Below are 14,778 nucleotides of genomic sequence, written 5' to 3'. Positions count from 1 at the left end.
GATGGCTAAACAACCAGGATTAGATTTTCAAAGTGCCAAGGGTGGGATAGGTGAACTGAAACGCAGACTGATGTTTGTTATAGGTGCACTGATTGTCTTCCGAATTGGCTCTTTTATTCCAATCCCTGGTATTGATGCCACAGTCCTTGCCAAACTGCTTGAGCAACAGCGTGGCACCATCATTGAAATGTTCAACATGTTCTCTGGTGGTGCACTTAGCCGTGCTTCTATCTTTGCCCTGGGTATTATGCCGTATATTTCGGCCTCTATTATTATCCAGCTGTTAACGGTGGTTCATCCGGCGTTAGCAGAAATTAAGAAAGAAGGGGAGGCTGGACGTCGTAAGATAAGCCAGTATACCCGCTATGCAACGTTAGTCCTGGCTATATTCCAGGCAGTCGGTATTGCTACCGGTCTGCCGAATATGCCTGGTATGCAAGGCCTGGTGTTAAATCCGGGTCTGGCATTCTACTTTACGGCTGTTGTCAGCCTGGTCACCGGGACAATGTTCCTGATGTGGTTAGGTGAGCAAATTACTGAACGAGGTATTGGTAACGGTATCTCGATCATTATTTTTGCTGGTATTGTTGCGGGCTTACCGCAGGCCATTGGCCATACCATTGAGCAGGCACGGCAGGGTGACCTGAACTTCCTCCTGTTGCTGTTGGTTGCAGTTCTCGTATTTGCAGTGACTTTCTTTGTTATCTTCGTTGAACGTGGTCAACGCCGCATTGTGGTGAACTACGCTAAACGTCAACAAGGTCGCCGCGTTTACGCTGCACAGAGCACACATTTACCGTTGAAAGTAAATATGGCGGGTGTTATCCCGGCAATCTTTGCTTCCAGCATCATCCTGTTTCCGGCGACAATTGCGTCCTGGTTCGGGGGCGGTACCGGCTGGAACTGGCTGACTACTATTTCTATGTATTTACAGCCAGGTCAGCCGCTTTATGTGCTACTCTATGCGACTGCAATCATCTTCTTCTGTTTCTTCTACACGGCGTTGGTTTTCAACCCACGTGAAACAGCAGATAACCTGAAGAAGTCTGGTGCATTCGTACCGGGAATTCGTCCGGGAGAGCAAACGGCCAGGTATATCGATAAAGTAATGACGCGTTTAACATTAGTTGGCGCTTTGTATATTACTTTTATCTGTCTGATCCCGGAGTTCATGCGTGAGGCGATGAATGTCCCCTTCTACTTCGGCGGTACTTCACTGCTGATTGTAGTTGTCGTCATCATGGACTTTATGGCTCAAGTGCAAACTCTGATGATGTCGAGTCAATATGAGTCTGCATTGAAGAAAGCAAACCTGAAAGGCTACGGCCGTTAATTCAGGAGCTTGAGAAGTTACGGAGAGTAAAAATGAAAGTTCGTGCTTCCGTCAAGAAATTATGTCGTAACTGCAAAATCATCCGCCGCGACGGTGTCGTACGTGTGATTTGTAGTGCCGAGCCTAAGCATAAACAGCGCCAGGGCTGATTTTTTCGCATATTTTTCTTGCAAAGTCGGGTTGAGCTGGCTAGATTAGCCAGCCAATCTTTTGTATGTTATTGCGTTCCCATTTGAGTATCCTGAAAACGGGCTTTTCAGAATGGCACGCAGTTAATAAGTAATAGGAGTGCATAGTGGCCCGTATAGCAGGCATTAACATTCCTGATCATAAACATACCGTTATCGCATTAACTTCGATTTTCGGTATCGGTAAAACTCGTTCTAAGGCCATTTGTGCCTCAACGGGTATTGCTGAACATGTTAAGATCAGTGAGCTGTCTGAAGAACAGATTGAGCAACTGCGTGAAGCAGTTGGCAAGTTCGTTGTTGAAGGTGATCTGCGTCGTGAAGTTACCCTGAGCATCAAGCGTCTTATGGACCTTGGCTGCTACCGTGGTTTGCGTCATCGTCGTGGTCTTCCGGTTCGCGGTCAGCGTACCAAGACCAATGCACGTACCCGTAAGGGTCCGCGCAAACCGATCAAGAAATAATCGGGGTGGGTAAATAATGGCAAAGGCACCAGTTCGTGCACGTAAGCGTGTAAGAAAACAAGTCTCAGATGGCGTGGCTCATATCCATGCATCTTTTAACAACACCATCGTTACTATCACTGATCGTCAGGGTAATGCGCTGGGTTGGGCAACCGCCGGTGGTTCCGGTTTCCGCGGTTCACGTAAATCTACTCCGTTTGCTGCTCAGGTCGCTGCAGAGCGCTGTGCAGAAGCTGTAAAAGATTACGGTATTAAGAACCTGGAAGTTATGGTTAAGGGTCCGGGTCCGGGTCGCGAATCAACTATTCGTGCTCTGAACGCCGCTGGTTTCCGCATCACTAATATTACTGATGTGACTCCGATCCCTCACAACGGTTGTCGTCCGCCGAAGAAACGTCGCGTTTAACGCCCCGTTTTTAGGTTAGTTGGAGAAAGAAAATGGCAAGATATTTGGGTCCTAAGCTCAAGCTGAGCCGTCGTGAGGGCACCGACTTATTCCTTAAGTCTGGCGTTCGCGCGATCGATACCAAGTGCAAAATTGAACAAGCCCCAGGTCAGCACGGTGCGCGTAAGCCACGTCTGTCTGACTACGGCGGTCAGTTACGTGAGAAACAGAAAGTTCGTCGTATCTACGGTGTTCTGGAACGTCAATTCCGTAACTATTATAAAGAAGCAGCACGTCTGAAAGGCAACACAGGTGAAAACCTGCTGGTTCTGCTGGAAGGTCGTCTGGATAACGTAGTTTATCGTATGGGCTTTGGTGCCACTCGTGCTGAAGCACGCCAGCTGGTTAGCCATAAAGCGATTATGGTAAATGGCCGCGTTGTTAACATCGCTTCTTATCAGGTATCTCCGAATGATGTCGTTAGCATCCGTGAGAAAGCCAAAAAGCAATCTCGCGTGAAGGCCGCTCTGGAGCTGGCTGAGCAGCGTGAAAAGCCAACCTGGCTGGAAGTTGATGCAGCGAAGATGGAAGGTGTGTTCAAGCGTAAGCCAGAACGTACTGATCTGTCTGCGGACATTAACGAGCACCTGATCATCGAGCTTTACTCTAAATAAAGCTTGAGTACCAAAGAGAGGACACAATGCAGGGTTCTGTGACAGAGTTTCTAAAACCGCGCCTGGTAGATATCGAGCAAGTGAGTTCGACGCACGCCAAGGTGACCCTTGAGCCTTTAGAGCGTGGCTTTGGCCATACTTTAGGTAATGCACTGCGCCGTATTCTGCTTTCTTCCATGCCGGGTTGCGCGGTGACCGAGGTTGAAATTGATGGTGTACTCCACGAGTACAGCACCAAAGAGGGCGTTCAGGAGGATATCCTGGAAATCCTGCTCAACCTGAAAGGGCTGGCGGTAAGAGTTCAGGGTAAAGATGATGTCATCCTGACCCTGAATAAATCTGGCATTGGCCCTGTGACTGCAGCCGACATTACCCATGATGGTGATGTCGAAATCGTCAAGCCACAGCACGTAATTTGTCACCTGACCGATGAAAACGCATCTATTAATATGCGTATCAAAGTTCAGCGTGGTCGTGGTTATGTGCCGGCTTCTGCCCGAATTCATTCGGAAGAAGATGAGCGCCCAATCGGTCGTTTGTTAGTCGATGCTTGCTACAGCCCTGTAGATCGTATTGCCTACAATGTTGAAGCAGCTCGTGTTGAGCAACGTACCGACCTGGACAAGCTGGTCATCGAAATGGAAACCAACGGCACAATCGATCCTGAAGAGGCGATTCGTCGTGCGGCGACCATTCTGGCTGAACAACTGGATGCTTTTGTTGACTTACGTGATGTTCGTCAGCCAGAAGTGAAAGAAGAAAAACCAGAATTCGATCCGATCCTGCTGCGCCCTGTTGACGATCTGGAATTGACTGTCCGCTCTGCTAACTGCCTTAAGGCAGAAGCTATCCACTACATCGGTGATCTGGTACAACGTACTGAGGTTGAGCTTCTTAAGACGCCTAACCTTGGGAAAAAATCTCTTACCGAGATCAAAGACGTGCTGGCTTCGCGTGGACTGTCTCTGGGCATGCGCCTGGAAAACTGGCCACCAGCAAGCATTGCTGATGAGTAACCGGATCACAGGTTAAGGTTTCACTGAGAAGGATAAGGTCATGCGCCATCGTAAGAGTGGTCGTCAACTGAACCGTAACAGCAGCCATCGTCAGGCTATGTTCCGTAACATGGCTGGTTCACTGGTTCGTCATGAGATCATCAAGACGACTCTGCCGAAAGCCAAAGAGCTGCGTCGCGTAGTTGAGCCGCTGATTACTCTTGCCAAGACTGATAGCGTTGCTAATCGTCGTCTGGCATTCGCACGTACTCGTGATAACGAGATCGTTGCAAAACTGTTTAATGAGCTCGGCCCGCGTTTCGCGAGCCGTACCGGTGGTTACACTCGTATTCTGAAGTGTGGCTTCCGTGCTGGTGACAACGCTCCGATGGCATACATCGAGCTGGTTGATCGTCCAGAAGCTCAAGCAGAAGCAACTGCAGAGTAATTTGCAGTAATTAAAGAACCCGCTTCGGCGGGTTTTTTATTGTCTGAAGAAAAGTGGTGTATAATATCTATTCAGCCCTGCCCCGGAGGACACCTATGTGGCTTATTGATCAGATGGCCGAGCGACACATTCAGGAAGCTTTGCAAAAAGGTGAACTTTCCGGTTTGAACGGTGAAGGAAAGCCTCTTCTGCTTGACGATGATAGTCAGGTCCCTGCGGAATTGCGTACGGCCTATCGTCTGTTAAAAAATTCCGGGTATCTTCCTCCGGAACTTGAATCCCGTCGTGAAGCGCTTGAACTGGTCGATCTGTTACAGCAACTGGATCCTGACGATCATCAGGCCGCGGAATATCATAAGAGATTACGTGTACTGGAACAGAAATTACGTCAGGCAGGTCTGAGTACAGACTTTTTATATGATAGTCACTACGGTGCGACTGTCATCCGACAGCTAAATAATGAATAGAGACGCTATGCGGAGGTTATATGGGCAGCTATCGTCACACCAAAGGGGTAATTACTGATAATGCTCTCCAGGCATTGTTACATGACCCGCTTTTTCGTGTGAGAACCGAAAATAATAAAAAAGGGAAAGGAAGTTATCGGCGTAAAAACCGTAATAACCGACAGGAGGGACGAGAGGGCAATGAAAATATGAAATTCTCATTGCCCTTTCTTTTATCCATAAAAAAAGCCGCTCAATCATTAATTGAGCGGCTTTCCATGAACACTGATGAATTACTGTTTTTCTTTCAGTAAATCACGGATTTCAGTTAACAGAGTTTCTTCAACTGACGGGCCTTTAGGTGCCGGCGCTTCTTTCTTATAGAGTTTGTTAATCAGCTTGATGACCAGGAAAATGGCAAAAGCGATGATAACAAAATCAAAGACAGACTGAATAAAGACACCGTAGTCCATGACAACTGCAGGTGTTGTGCCATCAGCAGCTTTAAGTACCCATTTAAATTGTTTGAAATCTATCCCACCAATCAGTAAGCCCAGTGGCGGCATGATGATGTTAGCGACTAAAGAAGATACGATTTTACCAAACGCAGCACCGATAACCACACCGACTGCCAGATCTACTACATTTCCACGCATCGCAAAATCGCGAAATTCTTTCATTAAACTCATGTTATCACCCGACTAAAGATTAAGTTAAACCTGATTCTAGTTAACTAATGGTATTTTTTCCACAAACACGACCTAACTGTTTTACTCTTTTTTACATTGCAGCCAGCACAAAGCCTAACCCCTGTTTTCTTCAGCCGGATAAGGTCCCTTTGGCGGAGATTTTTACAGGAAGAACGGACTCGGCTGGAATAGCTTCTCTACATCTGACACGAATTTTTTATCCGTCAGGAACATGATGACATGATCGCCTTGCTCGATTCTGACACTATCGTTTGCAATCATGACTTCCTCACCACGTACAATTGCGCCAATAATTGTGCCCGGTGGCAGTTTAATTTCACTGACAGTGCGCCCTACCACTCGTGAGGTTGTTTCATCTCCATGAGCAATAGCCTCAATGGCTTCAGCAATCCCCCTGCGCAGTGAAGAAACACTGACAATATCTGCTTTACGGACATGGCCAAGCAATGCAGAAATTGTTGCCTGTTGTGGAGAAATAGCAATATCAATCACGCTGCTTTGGACCAGATCGACATAGGCACGGCGTTGTATCAGTACCATCGCCTTTTTTGCCCCCATCTTTTTCGCCAGCATAGCTGACATGATATTAGCTTCATCATCATTGGTGACGGCAATAAACAGGTCAATCTGGTCGATATGCTCTTCTGCCAGTAATTCCTGGTCAGAGGCATCTCCGTAAAAGACGATCGTATCGTTGAGTAATTCGGCCAGTTCTGCTGCTCGCTGCGGATTACGTTCAATCAGCTTTACGCTGTACTGTTTTTCCAGCTGTTGTGCCAGGCCAAAACCGATATTACCGCCACCTACCAGCATGATACGTTTATACGGCTTTTCCAGACGCTGCATTTCGCTCATTACGGCGCGAATATGTTGATTTGCAGCAATGAAGAAGACTTCATCACCCGCTTCTACGACGGTCGAGCCTTGCGGACGGATAGGTTTATCCTGGCGGAAGATGGCGGCGACGCGGCTTTCGATGTGCGGCATATGCTCGCGCATAACAGACAGTGGGTTACCGATGAGCGGCCCCCCGTAATAGGCCTTGACTACCCCAAGGCTGACTTTGCCTCCGGCGAAATTCACGACCTGCAATGCGCCCGGATACTCGATCAGTCGATAGATATTATCGATCACCAGTTGTTCAGGTGAGATCAGATGATCGATTGGGATCGCTTCCGGAATAAATAACTTCTCATTATCGCGCAAATACTCCGCGGCACGGATCCGCGCGATCCGGTTAGGGGTATTAAATAATGAGTAAGCTATCTGGCAGGCAACCATATTGGTTTCATCGGAACTGGTAACAGCAACCAGCATATCGGCATCTTCAGCCCCCGCCTCACGAAGCACACGGGGATGAGACGCCGGGCCATTCACCACCCGGAGATCGAACTTATCCTGTAAGTGACGTAACCTGCCAGGATCGGTATCAACAACAGTGATATCGTTATTTTCCCCCACCAGGTTTTCTGCCAGTGTGCCACCGACTTGTCCGGCTCCCAGGATAATAATTTTCATCGTCGTTTCACTCTTATGGGTTAGGCATTCTTCAGTAATTTAGCATAGAAAAAACCGTCACCACCCAGTTCCTGAGGGAAGACCTGCAGACCATGTTTCTCTCCGCCCGGTAATGTTTCAGGCTTCGCGTCATCATGGCGCTCAAGAAATGCGGCCATCTGCTTATGGTTTTCTTCCGGTAACACGGAGCAGGTTGCATACACCATCGTGCCGCCGGGTTTAAGGTATGGCCAGATAGCATCCAGTATCTCAGCCTGCAACCGTACCAGCTCATCAATGTCACTGTCACGACGCAGCCATTTAATATCCGGATGACGGCGAATAACCCCTGTTGCGGAACAAGGTGCATCGAGCAGAATGCGATCAAACTGGCGCTCTGCACACCACAGTGCCGGCGTACGGCCATCACCTTGTCTGACTTCAGCCTGCATCCCCAGACGGCCCAGATTTTCTGTGACTCTGCTAAGGCGCTGTGCATCCACGTCGACGGCCAGTACATTGGCTTCGGGGGCAATTTCAAGAATATGCGTGGTTTTCCCGCCCGGGGCTGCACACAGGTCCAGGATATCTTCTCCGTTTTCCGGAGTGAGATACTGTGCACAACGTTGTGCCGAAAGATCCTGAACCGTTACCCATCCGTCAGCAAATCCTGGCAACTGTGTCACACCTGCGGGTTTCTCCAGACGAACCGCATCCTCCGATAAGGTATCAGCAGTGCCTGTCATCTCCCGGGCGTTCAGTAATTCAAGCCACTGATCACGGGAGTTATGCTGGCGGTTTACCCGTAACCACATAGGGGGACGGAGATTATTTGCCTGAACAATCTGCTGCCATTGATCAGGCCAGCTTACCTGTAAACGTTTCAGTAGCCAGGAGGGATGCCAAAGATTAACGCTTTGTCCCTCCAGTGACTCTGTCAGTTCTGTCTGGCGGCGCTGGAACTGACGTAAAACCCCGTTTACCAGTCCTTTCAGGCTCTGTTTTTTCAGTACAACGGCACCTTCCACGGTTTCCGCGAGGATTGCATGGGCAGGTATCCGCGTATAAAGCATCTGATAAATACCGACCATTAACAGGTAGTGAATCGTTCGCTGTTTGCCGGTCATCGGCCGATCCATCAGCTTACCGATTAACGCATCCAGTTGCGGTAAAGTACGGACGACGCCGAAACATAATTCCTGCAGTAAGGCGCTGTCTTTATCGTTCAGGCTCTTTTGGGCGGCAGGAAGAATTGCGCTTAGCGACTGCCCTTTATCGACGACCTGTTCAATAAGACGGGCTGCCAGACTGCGCAGATTGGTAGTTTTTTTCATGGAATATCTTCAGTTAACCAGTATTACCGGCAGAACATTTATAACCGGTTCAGGCCAGCACAGCACCGGGCATAAACCACTCCTGGCGCGAGTTCAGTAACTCTCTTGCCTGCATTGGTTTTTTACCCGCAGGCTGCAGGATTTCAAGTTGCAGTACGCCGTCTGCGGTTGCCACCCGAATCCCGTTCTTGTCAGTCTGAACAATCGTACCGGGTTGCAGATCCTGATGGGGTAATACCGATGCCTGCCAGACTTTAATCGGTTGTTCATCCAGCACAAAGTAGCTCACCGGCCACGGATTGAATGCCCGAATACACCTCTCAAGCTGTTCAGCGGAGAGTGTCCAGTTCAGACGGGCTTCTTCTTTGCTGAGCTTTTTGGCATAGGTTGCCAGTGCATCATCTTGTTTCACGGCAACCGCGCTGCCGTCAGCCAGCTGCTGCAATGTGGTCAGCATTCCCTGTGGGCCGAGTTGCGCCAGGGTGTCATACAAAGAAGCGCTGGTATCTGTCAGGCGGATAGGGCAGGTGAGCTTCACCAGCATATCGCCAGTATCCAGCCCTGCATCCATCTGCATGATAGTAATTCCTGTCTCATCATCACCCGCCCACAACGCACGCTGGATAGGTGCCGCACCACGCCAGCGTGGCAGAAGTGACCCGTGGACATTGATACATCCCAGCCGGGGCAGCGCCAGTACAGATTCCGGCAACAGGAGGCCATAAGCCACCACCACCATGATATCGGCATTCAGATCTGCAACCAGCTGCTGGTTTTCAGGAGGCCGAAGCGAGGCGGGCTGGAATACGGGAATTTGGTGTGATTCAGCCAGTGTTTTCACCGGACTTGCCACTAACTTTTTGCCCCGTCCGGCCGGGCGGTCGGGCTGAGTGAATACACCGACCACCTGATGCTCTGAAGCAAGCAGCGCGTCAAGATGACGCGCTGCAAAATCAGGAGTGCCGGCAAAAATAATTTTCAACGAGTCGGACACAATCATCCCTTTTCGGAGGTTCAGGACGCCCGGGTTGTCTGACGGGCGAGTTTTTCCAGTTTCTGACGGATACGCTGGCGCTTAAGCGGAGACAGGTAATCGACGAACAGTTTACCCATCAGATGGTCCATCTCATGCTGAATACAGATAGCCAGCAGACCATCCGTTTCGAGCTCATAGCTCTTACCTTCACGGTCCAGGGCACGTATTTTTACCCGCTCTGCACGTGGAACCAGCGCACGTTGTTCAGGAATGGACAGACAGCCCTCTTCGATGCCGGTCTCACCACTGGACTCAAGGAGTTCAGGGTTAATCAGCACCAGTTTCTCATCGCGGTTCTCAGAAACATCAATCACAATGATTCGCTGGTGAATATCGACCTGAGTTGCGGCCAGCCCGATACCTTCTTCCGCATACATTGTTTCGAACATATCATCGACAATGCGCTGAATATCGGCGTTGACTTCTTTTACTGGCGCAGCAACGGTACGCAGTCGCTCGTCAGGGAAATGTAATACCTGTAAAACTGACATAAATATCCGGATCTTTATTCGTAATATATAAGTTGACTACCTCATATTGTAGACGTTTCATTGTGCGATTGACAGTATTGCTGACGGGATAAAAGTGCCGGCACAGGGATCATCGTATGGACATTACTGAAATAGGGTTACGTCTTGCGGCAGTAGAAGGAATAAAGGCAGAAGACCGCCAGACGATGGCCGAAAAGTTATCGCGGCTGTCAGGTACAGCGGCATCGTTGTCTCACGTGGCTGGCTTCAACCAAAAACAGCGTCAGCAGTTCCTGAGTCTCAGTGAAAAAGCGCTTGAGCTGGTGCAGAAGTGGTTAAAGTGCGAAAACCATCATTTTCTGACATTATCGGATCCCCGTTATCCACGGCGACTGACAGAAATTGCCGCCCCTCCGTTCTGTCTGTTTGTCGAGGGCGATCCGGCGGTACTCTCCGCGGCTCAGATAGCGGTGGTTGGTAGCCGGCGGAGTACTCGCTATGGTGAACATTGGGGAACATTTTTCTCAGAATCGCTCTCATTGAGCGGAATGACTATTACCAGCGGTCTGGCTTTAGGGATCGACGGAGTTGCACACCGGGCGGCTCTGTCCTGCAAAGGAAAAACTATCGCGGTCATCGGTAGCGGTTTAATGAACCTGTATCCTGCCCGGCACCGGTCTCTCAGCCATGAGATTGTGGCGCAGGGAGGGGCGCTGGTCTCTGAGTTCCCGCTGATGACGCCTCCTCTCCCCGGGCATTTCCCTCGTCGTAACCGTATCATCAGTGGCCTCAGTCTGGGTGTATTAGTGGTGGAAGCCGGGTTAAAAAGCGGGTCATTGATCACGGCCCGTTATGCTCTGGAGCAAAACCGCAATATATACGCGATCCCCGGCCCGCTGGGTAAACCCGAAACTGAAGGCACACACTGGCTTATCAGACAAGGGGCATTACTGGTATCGCACCCTAACGATCTGCTGGAGGATTTGCAGACGGGTTATCATTCTTTGCGGTTTTCAGCGTCTGAGGAAATAAATTCACCCGGGGAGGGCACTGTTCCATTGCCATTTGCTGATGTGTTGGCTAACGTAGAAGATGAGGTTACACCTGTTGACGTCGTCGCTGAACGTGCCGGCCAACCTGTGCCAGTGATTGCAACTGCTTTGCTTGAGCTGGAGTTAGCAGGATGGATCGCAGCTGTACCCGGCGGCTATGTCCGTTTAAGGAGGGCATGCCATGTTCGACGTACTTATGTACTTGTTTGAGACCTATATCCATACCGAGACTGACACGCAGGTTGACCAGGAAAGGCTGACAGATGACCTGACGGATGCCGGATTTAATCAGGAAGATATCAGTAATGCATTGCAATGGCTGGAGAAACTTGCTGATTATCAGGAAGGATTGGTCGAGCCTATCCAGATGTCCAGTGACCCGCTCTCGATGCGTATTTATACCGCTGAAGAGTGTCAGAAGCTGGATGCGGATTGCCGGGGGTTTTTATTGTTCCTGGAGCAGGTGCAGGTACTGAACCTCGATACCCGCGAAATGGTTATTGAGCGGGTGACTGCACTCGACTCCCTGGAGTTTGCCCTCGATGATCTCAAGTGGGTCGTACTGATGGTGCTGTTCAACATTCCGGGTTGTGAAGATGCCTACCAGCAAATGGAAGAGTTACTTTTCGACGCTAATGACAGTATTCTGCATTGATATTTTCTTCGCTATAGCAAAATTATGAATAAAACAGCACTGTTTGCTGTCCGTCATCAGGATAACTGCCCCGAATGCGGGGCAGAACTGGTGATACGTTCAGGTAAACATGGTCCTTTCGCCGGGTGTTCCCGATACCCGGAGTGTCATTACATCCGCCCCCTGGGGGCCCGTAATGAAGGGCATCTGATTAAAATCCTCGAAGGGATACCTTGTCCGGAATGTGGCGCCGATAAAGCGTTGCGCCAGGGGCGTTATGGGATGTTCATCGCGTGCAGCCGTTATCCTGAGTGCTCACACAGTGAAACTATTGACCGGCCGGATGATACGGGCATTACCTGTCCGGAGTGTCAGCAGGGACATCTGATCCAGCGTCGTTCACGATACGGTAAGTATTTCCATGCCTGCAGCCGCTATCCGGAATGCCAGTTTGTGGTTAATGCCCGTCCGGTGGCGGGAGAATGTCCGTTTTGCCACTTTCCGTTATTAGCTGAAAAGAAAACCGCAAATGGTCTGAGGCTTATCTGCGCCAGTAAGCTTTGTGGTAAGCCTGTTCCCGACAAGACTGAAGAGAAATAATACCTATCATGTATAACCCGTTATCATCAGATTCTCTGCGCGTGTGTATTGAGTCATTGGAAAAGAATGCTGTTATTGCGTATCCGACGGAGGCCGTGTTCGGGTTAGGGTGTGACCCTGACAGTGAACAGGCTGTTAACGCTCTGCTGCAAATTAAGTCACGTCCTGCAGAAAAAGGATTGATCCTGATCGCGGCTAATTACCAGCAACTGCTGCCTTATATCAGTGATGAGTTACTGACTGATGAACAAAGAGAGCGGATGTTCTCACACTGGCCCGGGCCGGTGACTTTCGTGGTACCTTCCCGTGCTCCCCGATGGTTAAGAGGTCAGTTTGACTCTCTGGCTATCCGCGTCAGTAACCATCCTGATGTTCAGGAACTGTGTCTGGCCTACGGGAAGCCGTTAGTCTCTACCAGCGCGAATTTTTCCGGTCAGGAGCCTTGCCGGAATGTGCAGGAAGTTACGGAGCGGTTTGGTCATGATTTTCCTGTTCTGCAGGGAGAAACCGGCGGGCGCCTGAATCCGTCAGAGATCCGTAATGTTATTACCGGTGAACTTATTCGTCAGGGGTAGATAATGGAACAATTCGTCGTTTTTGGTCACCCGATCAATCACAGTAAGTCACCTTTCATTCACCAGCTGTTTGCCCGTCAGACAGGCATAGAACACACTTATGGCCGGATATGTGCCCCGATGGATCAGTTTGTCCCGACAGCTCGTGAGTTTTTCAATGCCGGTGGCCGGGGAGCCAATGTCACGCTGCCCTTCAAGCAGGAAGCCTGTGCTATGGCGGACGAGTTAACCGATCGCGCGGCTTTATCAAAAGCGGTTAATACTCTCAGGAAAGAGCCGGACGGCAGACTGCTCGGAGATAACACTGACGGGATTGGCTTGCTCAGTGATCTGCAACGGCAAGGGATGATCGCGCCAGACTCGCATATATTGCTGGTGGGAGCAGGCGGAGCGGCCCGCGGGGTGATCCTGCCGTTACTGGACTACGGGTGCCGTATAACAATCACGAACCGTACGTTATCCAGAGCGGAAACGCTGGTGGAAACCTACCGGCATGCAGGAACTATTCTGGCCAGTGAACATAATAAGTTACTGCAGGAATACGATCTCATTATTAATGCAACCTCCAGTGGCGTCAGCGGGGAGGTTCCTCAGCTTCCGGCAGATATCTTCACTCCCCATACCCGTTGTTACGATATGTTTTATCAGCAGGGCCAGACTCCTTTCCTGGCGATGGCGGCACAGCACGGGGTGACGTCTCTTTCGGACGGTGTCGGTATGCTGGTATCTCAGGCCGCGCATGCGTTTAAATTATGGCACGGGGTGATGCCGGATATCGGGCCGGTGATCACCGCGGTGAAACAGGCGCTGCAGGCATGAATCAGGCACTACAGTTTCCGGATCGCGAAGAATGGAATGCAGAACGGCAGGCTGTGTGCTTCCCGGCCTTGCATCATGGCATGCAGCTCTGGTGTGCCATCACCGCAACGGAATTATTTCAGCGATACGGCGAAGGGCAGGCACTGGAAATTTTCCGGCAATACCGCTGGGATCTTGAAGAAGAAGCCGAAGCACTGATTGCTACCGGTCAGGACGATGCCGACGGCTGGTTCTGGCTCTGTTCCGATAAACAGACGTCTTTCCATTTAACGTAATTGGCAGCAGAGTAAAGCAGGCTCTGTTCTTCGTCGTCAGTCAGGCGACGGATTTGCCGGACCGGACTGCCCAGGTACAGGTACCCGCTGACCAGCAGTCTCCCCGGAGGTACCAGACTTCCGGCACCGATCATGACATTCTCTTCTATATAGGCATTATCCAGAATAATACTCCCCATCCCGACCAGTACCCGATCTCTGATCGTACACCCGTGCAGCATTGCTTTGTGCCCCACGGTGACATCATCGCCAATCTCTAAAGGATAGCCCTGAGGATTTGCCGGTGAGCGGTGAGTCACATGGAGAATAGAGCCATCCTGAATATTGCTTCTGGCGCCAATGGTTATCCGGTTTACATCCCCTCTGGCAACAACCAGAGGCCAGAGACTGGCATCATCACCGATAAGGACATCACCGATGACGACACAGGAAGGGTCCAGCATGACCCGCAACCCTGTGGCCGGGACGTTTCCCTGAAAAGAGCGAAGTACATCTGCAGACATAAGGAAATGCTCCTGGTTGATACAAGGTACCCACATCAATCCAGGGCTGGTGGCCGGAAATGGGGTGAGGTAATACTGTTTGTACAACAAGGGAGAGATTTTATTTGCACTATTTATGCCTGGCAGCGGGATTAACGTGTGTATTTGCGTGAGTAAAACGGCGATTGAGACCCCTGGTTAATGAGTAAAACAGCCCCGGTGATGAATAAAACTGCGTATTTCGCTGGTTTGTTGCCCGGAAAGCATGAAATATCGCCATTCGGTAATTTATTTGAAATAAACCCTTGTCAGAAAAAATTATCTCCCTATAATGCGCTCCCACTGACACGGCAAAGCGCGA

Annotated in this window: 21 protein-coding genes; 15 read left to right on the top strand and 6 right to left on the bottom strand. The window is 50.1% G+C overall.

From position 1 onward, the window contains the following. The first annotated feature begins 1 nt into the window (after window position 1). The 9 genes from secY to JK223_RS06855 all read left to right on the top strand — a co-directional run bounded on the left by secY (window position 2) and on the right by JK223_RS06855 (window position 5,247). On the top strand, window positions 2–1,333 hold the full coding sequence (gene secY / locus JK223_RS06895) for a preprotein translocase subunit SecY (protein ID WP_212713478.1): 1,332 nt from the start codon (window positions 2–4) through the stop codon (window positions 1,331–1,333). A gap of 32 nt (window positions 1,334–1,365) precedes the next feature. Continuing rightward, window positions 1,366–1,482 (top strand): 50S ribosomal protein L36, encoded by a 117-nt coding sequence (rpmJ, locus tag JK223_RS06890; protein WP_004160566.1) that lies wholly within the window; start codon window positions 1,366–1,368, stop codon window positions 1,480–1,482. 146 nt (window positions 1,483–1,628) lie between these two features. Further along, the gene (gene rpsM / locus JK223_RS06885; RefSeq protein WP_212713477.1) at window positions 1,629–1,985 is read left to right on the top strand and encodes a 30S ribosomal protein S13; all 357 of its coding nucleotides are present in this window, start codon (window positions 1,629–1,631) and stop codon (window positions 1,983–1,985) included. A gap of 16 nt (window positions 1,986–2,001) precedes the next feature. Next, a complete protein-coding gene (rpsK, locus tag JK223_RS06880; RefSeq protein WP_025902031.1) occupies window positions 2,002–2,391 on the top strand; it encodes a 30S ribosomal protein S11 in 390 nt (129 codons plus the stop codon). Window positions 2,392–2,423: 32 nt separating this feature from the next. Next, entirely contained in the window at window positions 2,424–3,044 is a 621-nt protein-coding gene (gene rpsD / locus JK223_RS06875) for a 30S ribosomal protein S4 (RefSeq protein ID WP_025902030.1), read from the top strand. Between the two features lie 26 nt (window positions 3,045–3,070). Continuing rightward, window positions 3,071–4,060, top strand: a complete 990-nt coding sequence (rpoA, locus tag JK223_RS06870) for a DNA-directed RNA polymerase subunit alpha (protein ID WP_025902029.1) — start codon at window positions 3,071–3,073, stop codon at window positions 4,058–4,060. A gap of 40 nt (window positions 4,061–4,100) precedes the next feature. Further along, window positions 4,101–4,487 carry a 50S ribosomal protein L17 gene (rplQ, locus tag JK223_RS06865; RefSeq protein ID WP_025902028.1) on the top strand — a complete coding sequence of 129 codons (387 nt, stop codon included), beginning with the start codon at window positions 4,101–4,103 and terminating at the stop codon, window positions 4,485–4,487. 95 nt (window positions 4,488–4,582) lie between these two features. After that, window positions 4,583–4,954, top strand: coding sequence for a DnaJ family domain-containing protein (locus JK223_RS06860; RefSeq protein WP_212713476.1), 372 nt, complete (start codon window positions 4,583–4,585; stop codon window positions 4,952–4,954). Between the two features lie 20 nt (window positions 4,955–4,974). Beyond that, a complete protein-coding gene (locus JK223_RS06855) occupies window positions 4,975–5,247 on the top strand; it encodes an alternative ribosome-rescue factor A (protein ID WP_212713475.1) in 273 nt (90 codons plus the stop codon). Here JK223_RS06855 and mscL read toward each other — a convergent pair. The 5 genes from mscL to def all read right to left on the bottom strand — a co-directional run bounded on the left by mscL (window position 5,227) and on the right by def (window position 10,001). Further along, the gene (gene mscL / locus JK223_RS06850; RefSeq protein WP_025902026.1) at window positions 5,227–5,622 is read right to left on the bottom strand and encodes a large-conductance mechanosensitive channel protein MscL; all 396 of its coding nucleotides are present in this window, start codon (window positions 5,620–5,622) and stop codon (window positions 5,227–5,229) included. The two genes, JK223_RS06855 and mscL, sit on opposite strands and share 21 nt — an antisense overlap. Before the next feature lie 162 nt (window positions 5,623–5,784). Then, window positions 5,785–7,161, bottom strand: a complete 1,377-nt coding sequence (gene trkA, locus JK223_RS06845; RefSeq protein WP_212713474.1) for a Trk system potassium transporter TrkA — start codon at window positions 7,159–7,161, stop codon at window positions 5,785–5,787. Window positions 7,162–7,181: 20 nt separating this feature from the next. Beyond that, window positions 7,182–8,474, bottom strand: a complete 1,293-nt coding sequence (rsmB, locus tag JK223_RS06840; RefSeq protein ID WP_212713473.1) for a 16S rRNA (cytosine(967)-C(5))-methyltransferase RsmB — start codon at window positions 8,472–8,474, stop codon at window positions 7,182–7,184. A gap of 49 nt (window positions 8,475–8,523) precedes the next feature. Further along, on the bottom strand, window positions 8,524–9,468 hold the full coding sequence (gene fmt / locus JK223_RS06835; RefSeq protein ID WP_212713472.1) for a methionyl-tRNA formyltransferase: 945 nt from the start codon (window positions 9,466–9,468) through the stop codon (window positions 8,524–8,526). Window positions 9,469–9,488: 20 nt separating this feature from the next. Further along, the gene (gene def / locus JK223_RS06830; protein WP_212713471.1) at window positions 9,489–10,001 is read right to left on the bottom strand and encodes a peptide deformylase; all 513 of its coding nucleotides are present in this window, start codon (window positions 9,999–10,001) and stop codon (window positions 9,489–9,491) included. Window positions 10,002–10,117: 116 nt separating this feature from the next. On the opposite strand from def, the gene dprA reads away from it, so the two are divergent. Genes dprA through JK223_RS06800 form a run of 6 tightly spaced genes read left to right on the top strand, consistent with a single transcriptional unit; the run spans window position 10,118 to window position 13,935 of the window. Beyond that, the gene (gene dprA, locus JK223_RS06825) at window positions 10,118–11,242 is read left to right on the top strand and encodes a DNA-protecting protein DprA (RefSeq protein ID WP_212713470.1); all 1,125 of its coding nucleotides are present in this window, start codon (window positions 10,118–10,120) and stop codon (window positions 11,240–11,242) included. Next, entirely contained in the window at window positions 11,214–11,687 is a 474-nt protein-coding gene (gene smg, locus JK223_RS06820; protein WP_212713469.1) for a DUF494 family protein Smg, read from the top strand. Before dprA ends, smg begins: the two co-directional genes overlap by 29 nt. 24 nt (window positions 11,688–11,711) lie before the next feature. After that, complete coding sequence (locus JK223_RS06815; protein ID WP_212713468.1) at window positions 11,712–12,266, top strand: type I DNA topoisomerase; 555 nt, start codon at window positions 11,712–11,714, stop codon at window positions 12,264–12,266. A gap of 8 nt (window positions 12,267–12,274) precedes the next feature. Next, window positions 12,275–12,841 (top strand): L-threonylcarbamoyladenylate synthase type 1 TsaC, encoded by a 567-nt coding sequence (gene tsaC / locus JK223_RS06810; RefSeq protein ID WP_212713467.1) that lies wholly within the window; start codon window positions 12,275–12,277, stop codon window positions 12,839–12,841. A 3-nt stretch (window positions 12,842–12,844) separates the two neighbouring features. After that, entirely contained in the window at window positions 12,845–13,660 is an 816-nt protein-coding gene (gene aroE / locus JK223_RS06805) for a shikimate dehydrogenase (protein ID WP_212713466.1), read from the top strand. Continuing rightward, window positions 13,657–13,935 (top strand): DUF1488 domain-containing protein, encoded by a 279-nt coding sequence (locus JK223_RS06800; protein WP_212713465.1) that lies wholly within the window; start codon window positions 13,657–13,659, stop codon window positions 13,933–13,935. Before aroE ends, JK223_RS06800 begins: the two co-directional genes overlap by 4 nt. On the opposite strand, the gene JK223_RS06795 is transcribed toward JK223_RS06800, so the two are convergent. Beyond that, window positions 13,869–14,438: a gamma carbonic anhydrase family protein gene (locus tag JK223_RS06795; protein WP_212713464.1), complete on the bottom strand. Its 570-nt coding sequence runs from the start codon at window positions 14,436–14,438 to the stop codon at window positions 13,869–13,871. The two genes, JK223_RS06800 and JK223_RS06795, sit on opposite strands and share 67 nt — an antisense overlap. Window positions 14,439–14,778: the final 340 nt, after the last annotated feature.

The sequence above is a fragment of the Tatumella sp. JGM118 genome (genome assembly GCF_018257515.1).
Lineage (GTDB): Bacteria > Pseudomonadota > Gammaproteobacteria > Enterobacterales > Enterobacteriaceae > Tatumella > Tatumella terrea.
Note: the sequence above shows the minus strand (reverse complement) of the source record. Positions and strands in the feature narration are given on the sequence as shown.

What these genes read in the sequence shown, in the direction of transcription:
- JK223_RS06860 (WP_212713476.1), top strand. Translation starts at nt 4,583, where the DNA reads ATGTGGCTTATTGATCAGATGGCCGAGCGACACATTCAGGAAGCTTTG.
- rplQ (WP_025902028.1), top strand. Translation starts at nt 4,101, where the DNA reads ATGCGCCATCGTAAGAGTGGTCGTCAACTGAACCGTAACAGCAGCCAT.
- dprA (WP_212713470.1), top strand. Translation starts at nt 10,118, where the DNA reads ATGGACATTACTGAAATAGGGTTACGTCTTGCGGCAGTAGAAGGAATA.
- smg (WP_212713469.1), top strand. Translation starts at nt 11,214, where the DNA reads ATGTTCGACGTACTTATGTACTTGTTTGAGACCTATATCCATACCGAG.
- aroE (WP_212713466.1), top strand. Translation starts at nt 12,845, where the DNA reads ATGGAACAATTCGTCGTTTTTGGTCACCCGATCAATCACAGTAAGTCA.
- rsmB (WP_212713473.1), bottom strand. Translation starts at nt 8,474, where the DNA reads ATGAAAAAAACTACCAATCTGCGCAGTCTGGCAGCCCGTCTTATTGAA.
- tsaC (WP_212713467.1), top strand. Translation starts at nt 12,275, where the DNA reads ATGTATAACCCGTTATCATCAGATTCTCTGCGCGTGTGTATTGAGTCA.
- rpmJ (WP_004160566.1), top strand. Translation starts at nt 1,366, where the DNA reads ATGAAAGTTCGTGCTTCCGTCAAGAAATTATGTCGTAACTGCAAAATC.
- trkA (WP_212713474.1), bottom strand. Translation starts at nt 7,161, where the DNA reads ATGAAAATTATTATCCTGGGAGCCGGACAAGTCGGTGGCACACTGGCA.
- def (WP_212713471.1), bottom strand. Translation starts at nt 10,001, where the DNA reads ATGTCAGTTTTACAGGTATTACATTTCCCTGACGAGCGACTGCGTACC.
- rpsD (WP_025902030.1), top strand. Translation starts at nt 2,424, where the DNA reads ATGGCAAGATATTTGGGTCCTAAGCTCAAGCTGAGCCGTCGTGAGGGC.
- rpsK (WP_025902031.1), top strand. Translation starts at nt 2,002, where the DNA reads ATGGCAAAGGCACCAGTTCGTGCACGTAAGCGTGTAAGAAAACAAGTC.
- secY (WP_212713478.1), top strand. Translation starts at nt 2, where the DNA reads ATGGCTAAACAACCAGGATTAGATTTTCAAAGTGCCAAGGGTGGGATA.
- JK223_RS06815 (WP_212713468.1), top strand. Translation starts at nt 11,712, where the DNA reads ATGAATAAAACAGCACTGTTTGCTGTCCGTCATCAGGATAACTGCCCC.
- rpoA (WP_025902029.1), top strand. Translation starts at nt 3,071, where the DNA reads ATGCAGGGTTCTGTGACAGAGTTTCTAAAACCGCGCCTGGTAGATATC.
- JK223_RS06855 (WP_212713475.1), top strand. Translation starts at nt 4,975, where the DNA reads ATGGGCAGCTATCGTCACACCAAAGGGGTAATTACTGATAATGCTCTC.
- JK223_RS06800 (WP_212713465.1), top strand. Translation starts at nt 13,657, where the DNA reads ATGAATCAGGCACTACAGTTTCCGGATCGCGAAGAATGGAATGCAGAA.
- mscL (WP_025902026.1), bottom strand. Translation starts at nt 5,622, where the DNA reads ATGAGTTTAATGAAAGAATTTCGCGATTTTGCGATGCGTGGAAATGTA.
- JK223_RS06795 (WP_212713464.1), bottom strand. Translation starts at nt 14,438, where the DNA reads ATGTCTGCAGATGTACTTCGCTCTTTTCAGGGAAACGTCCCGGCCACA.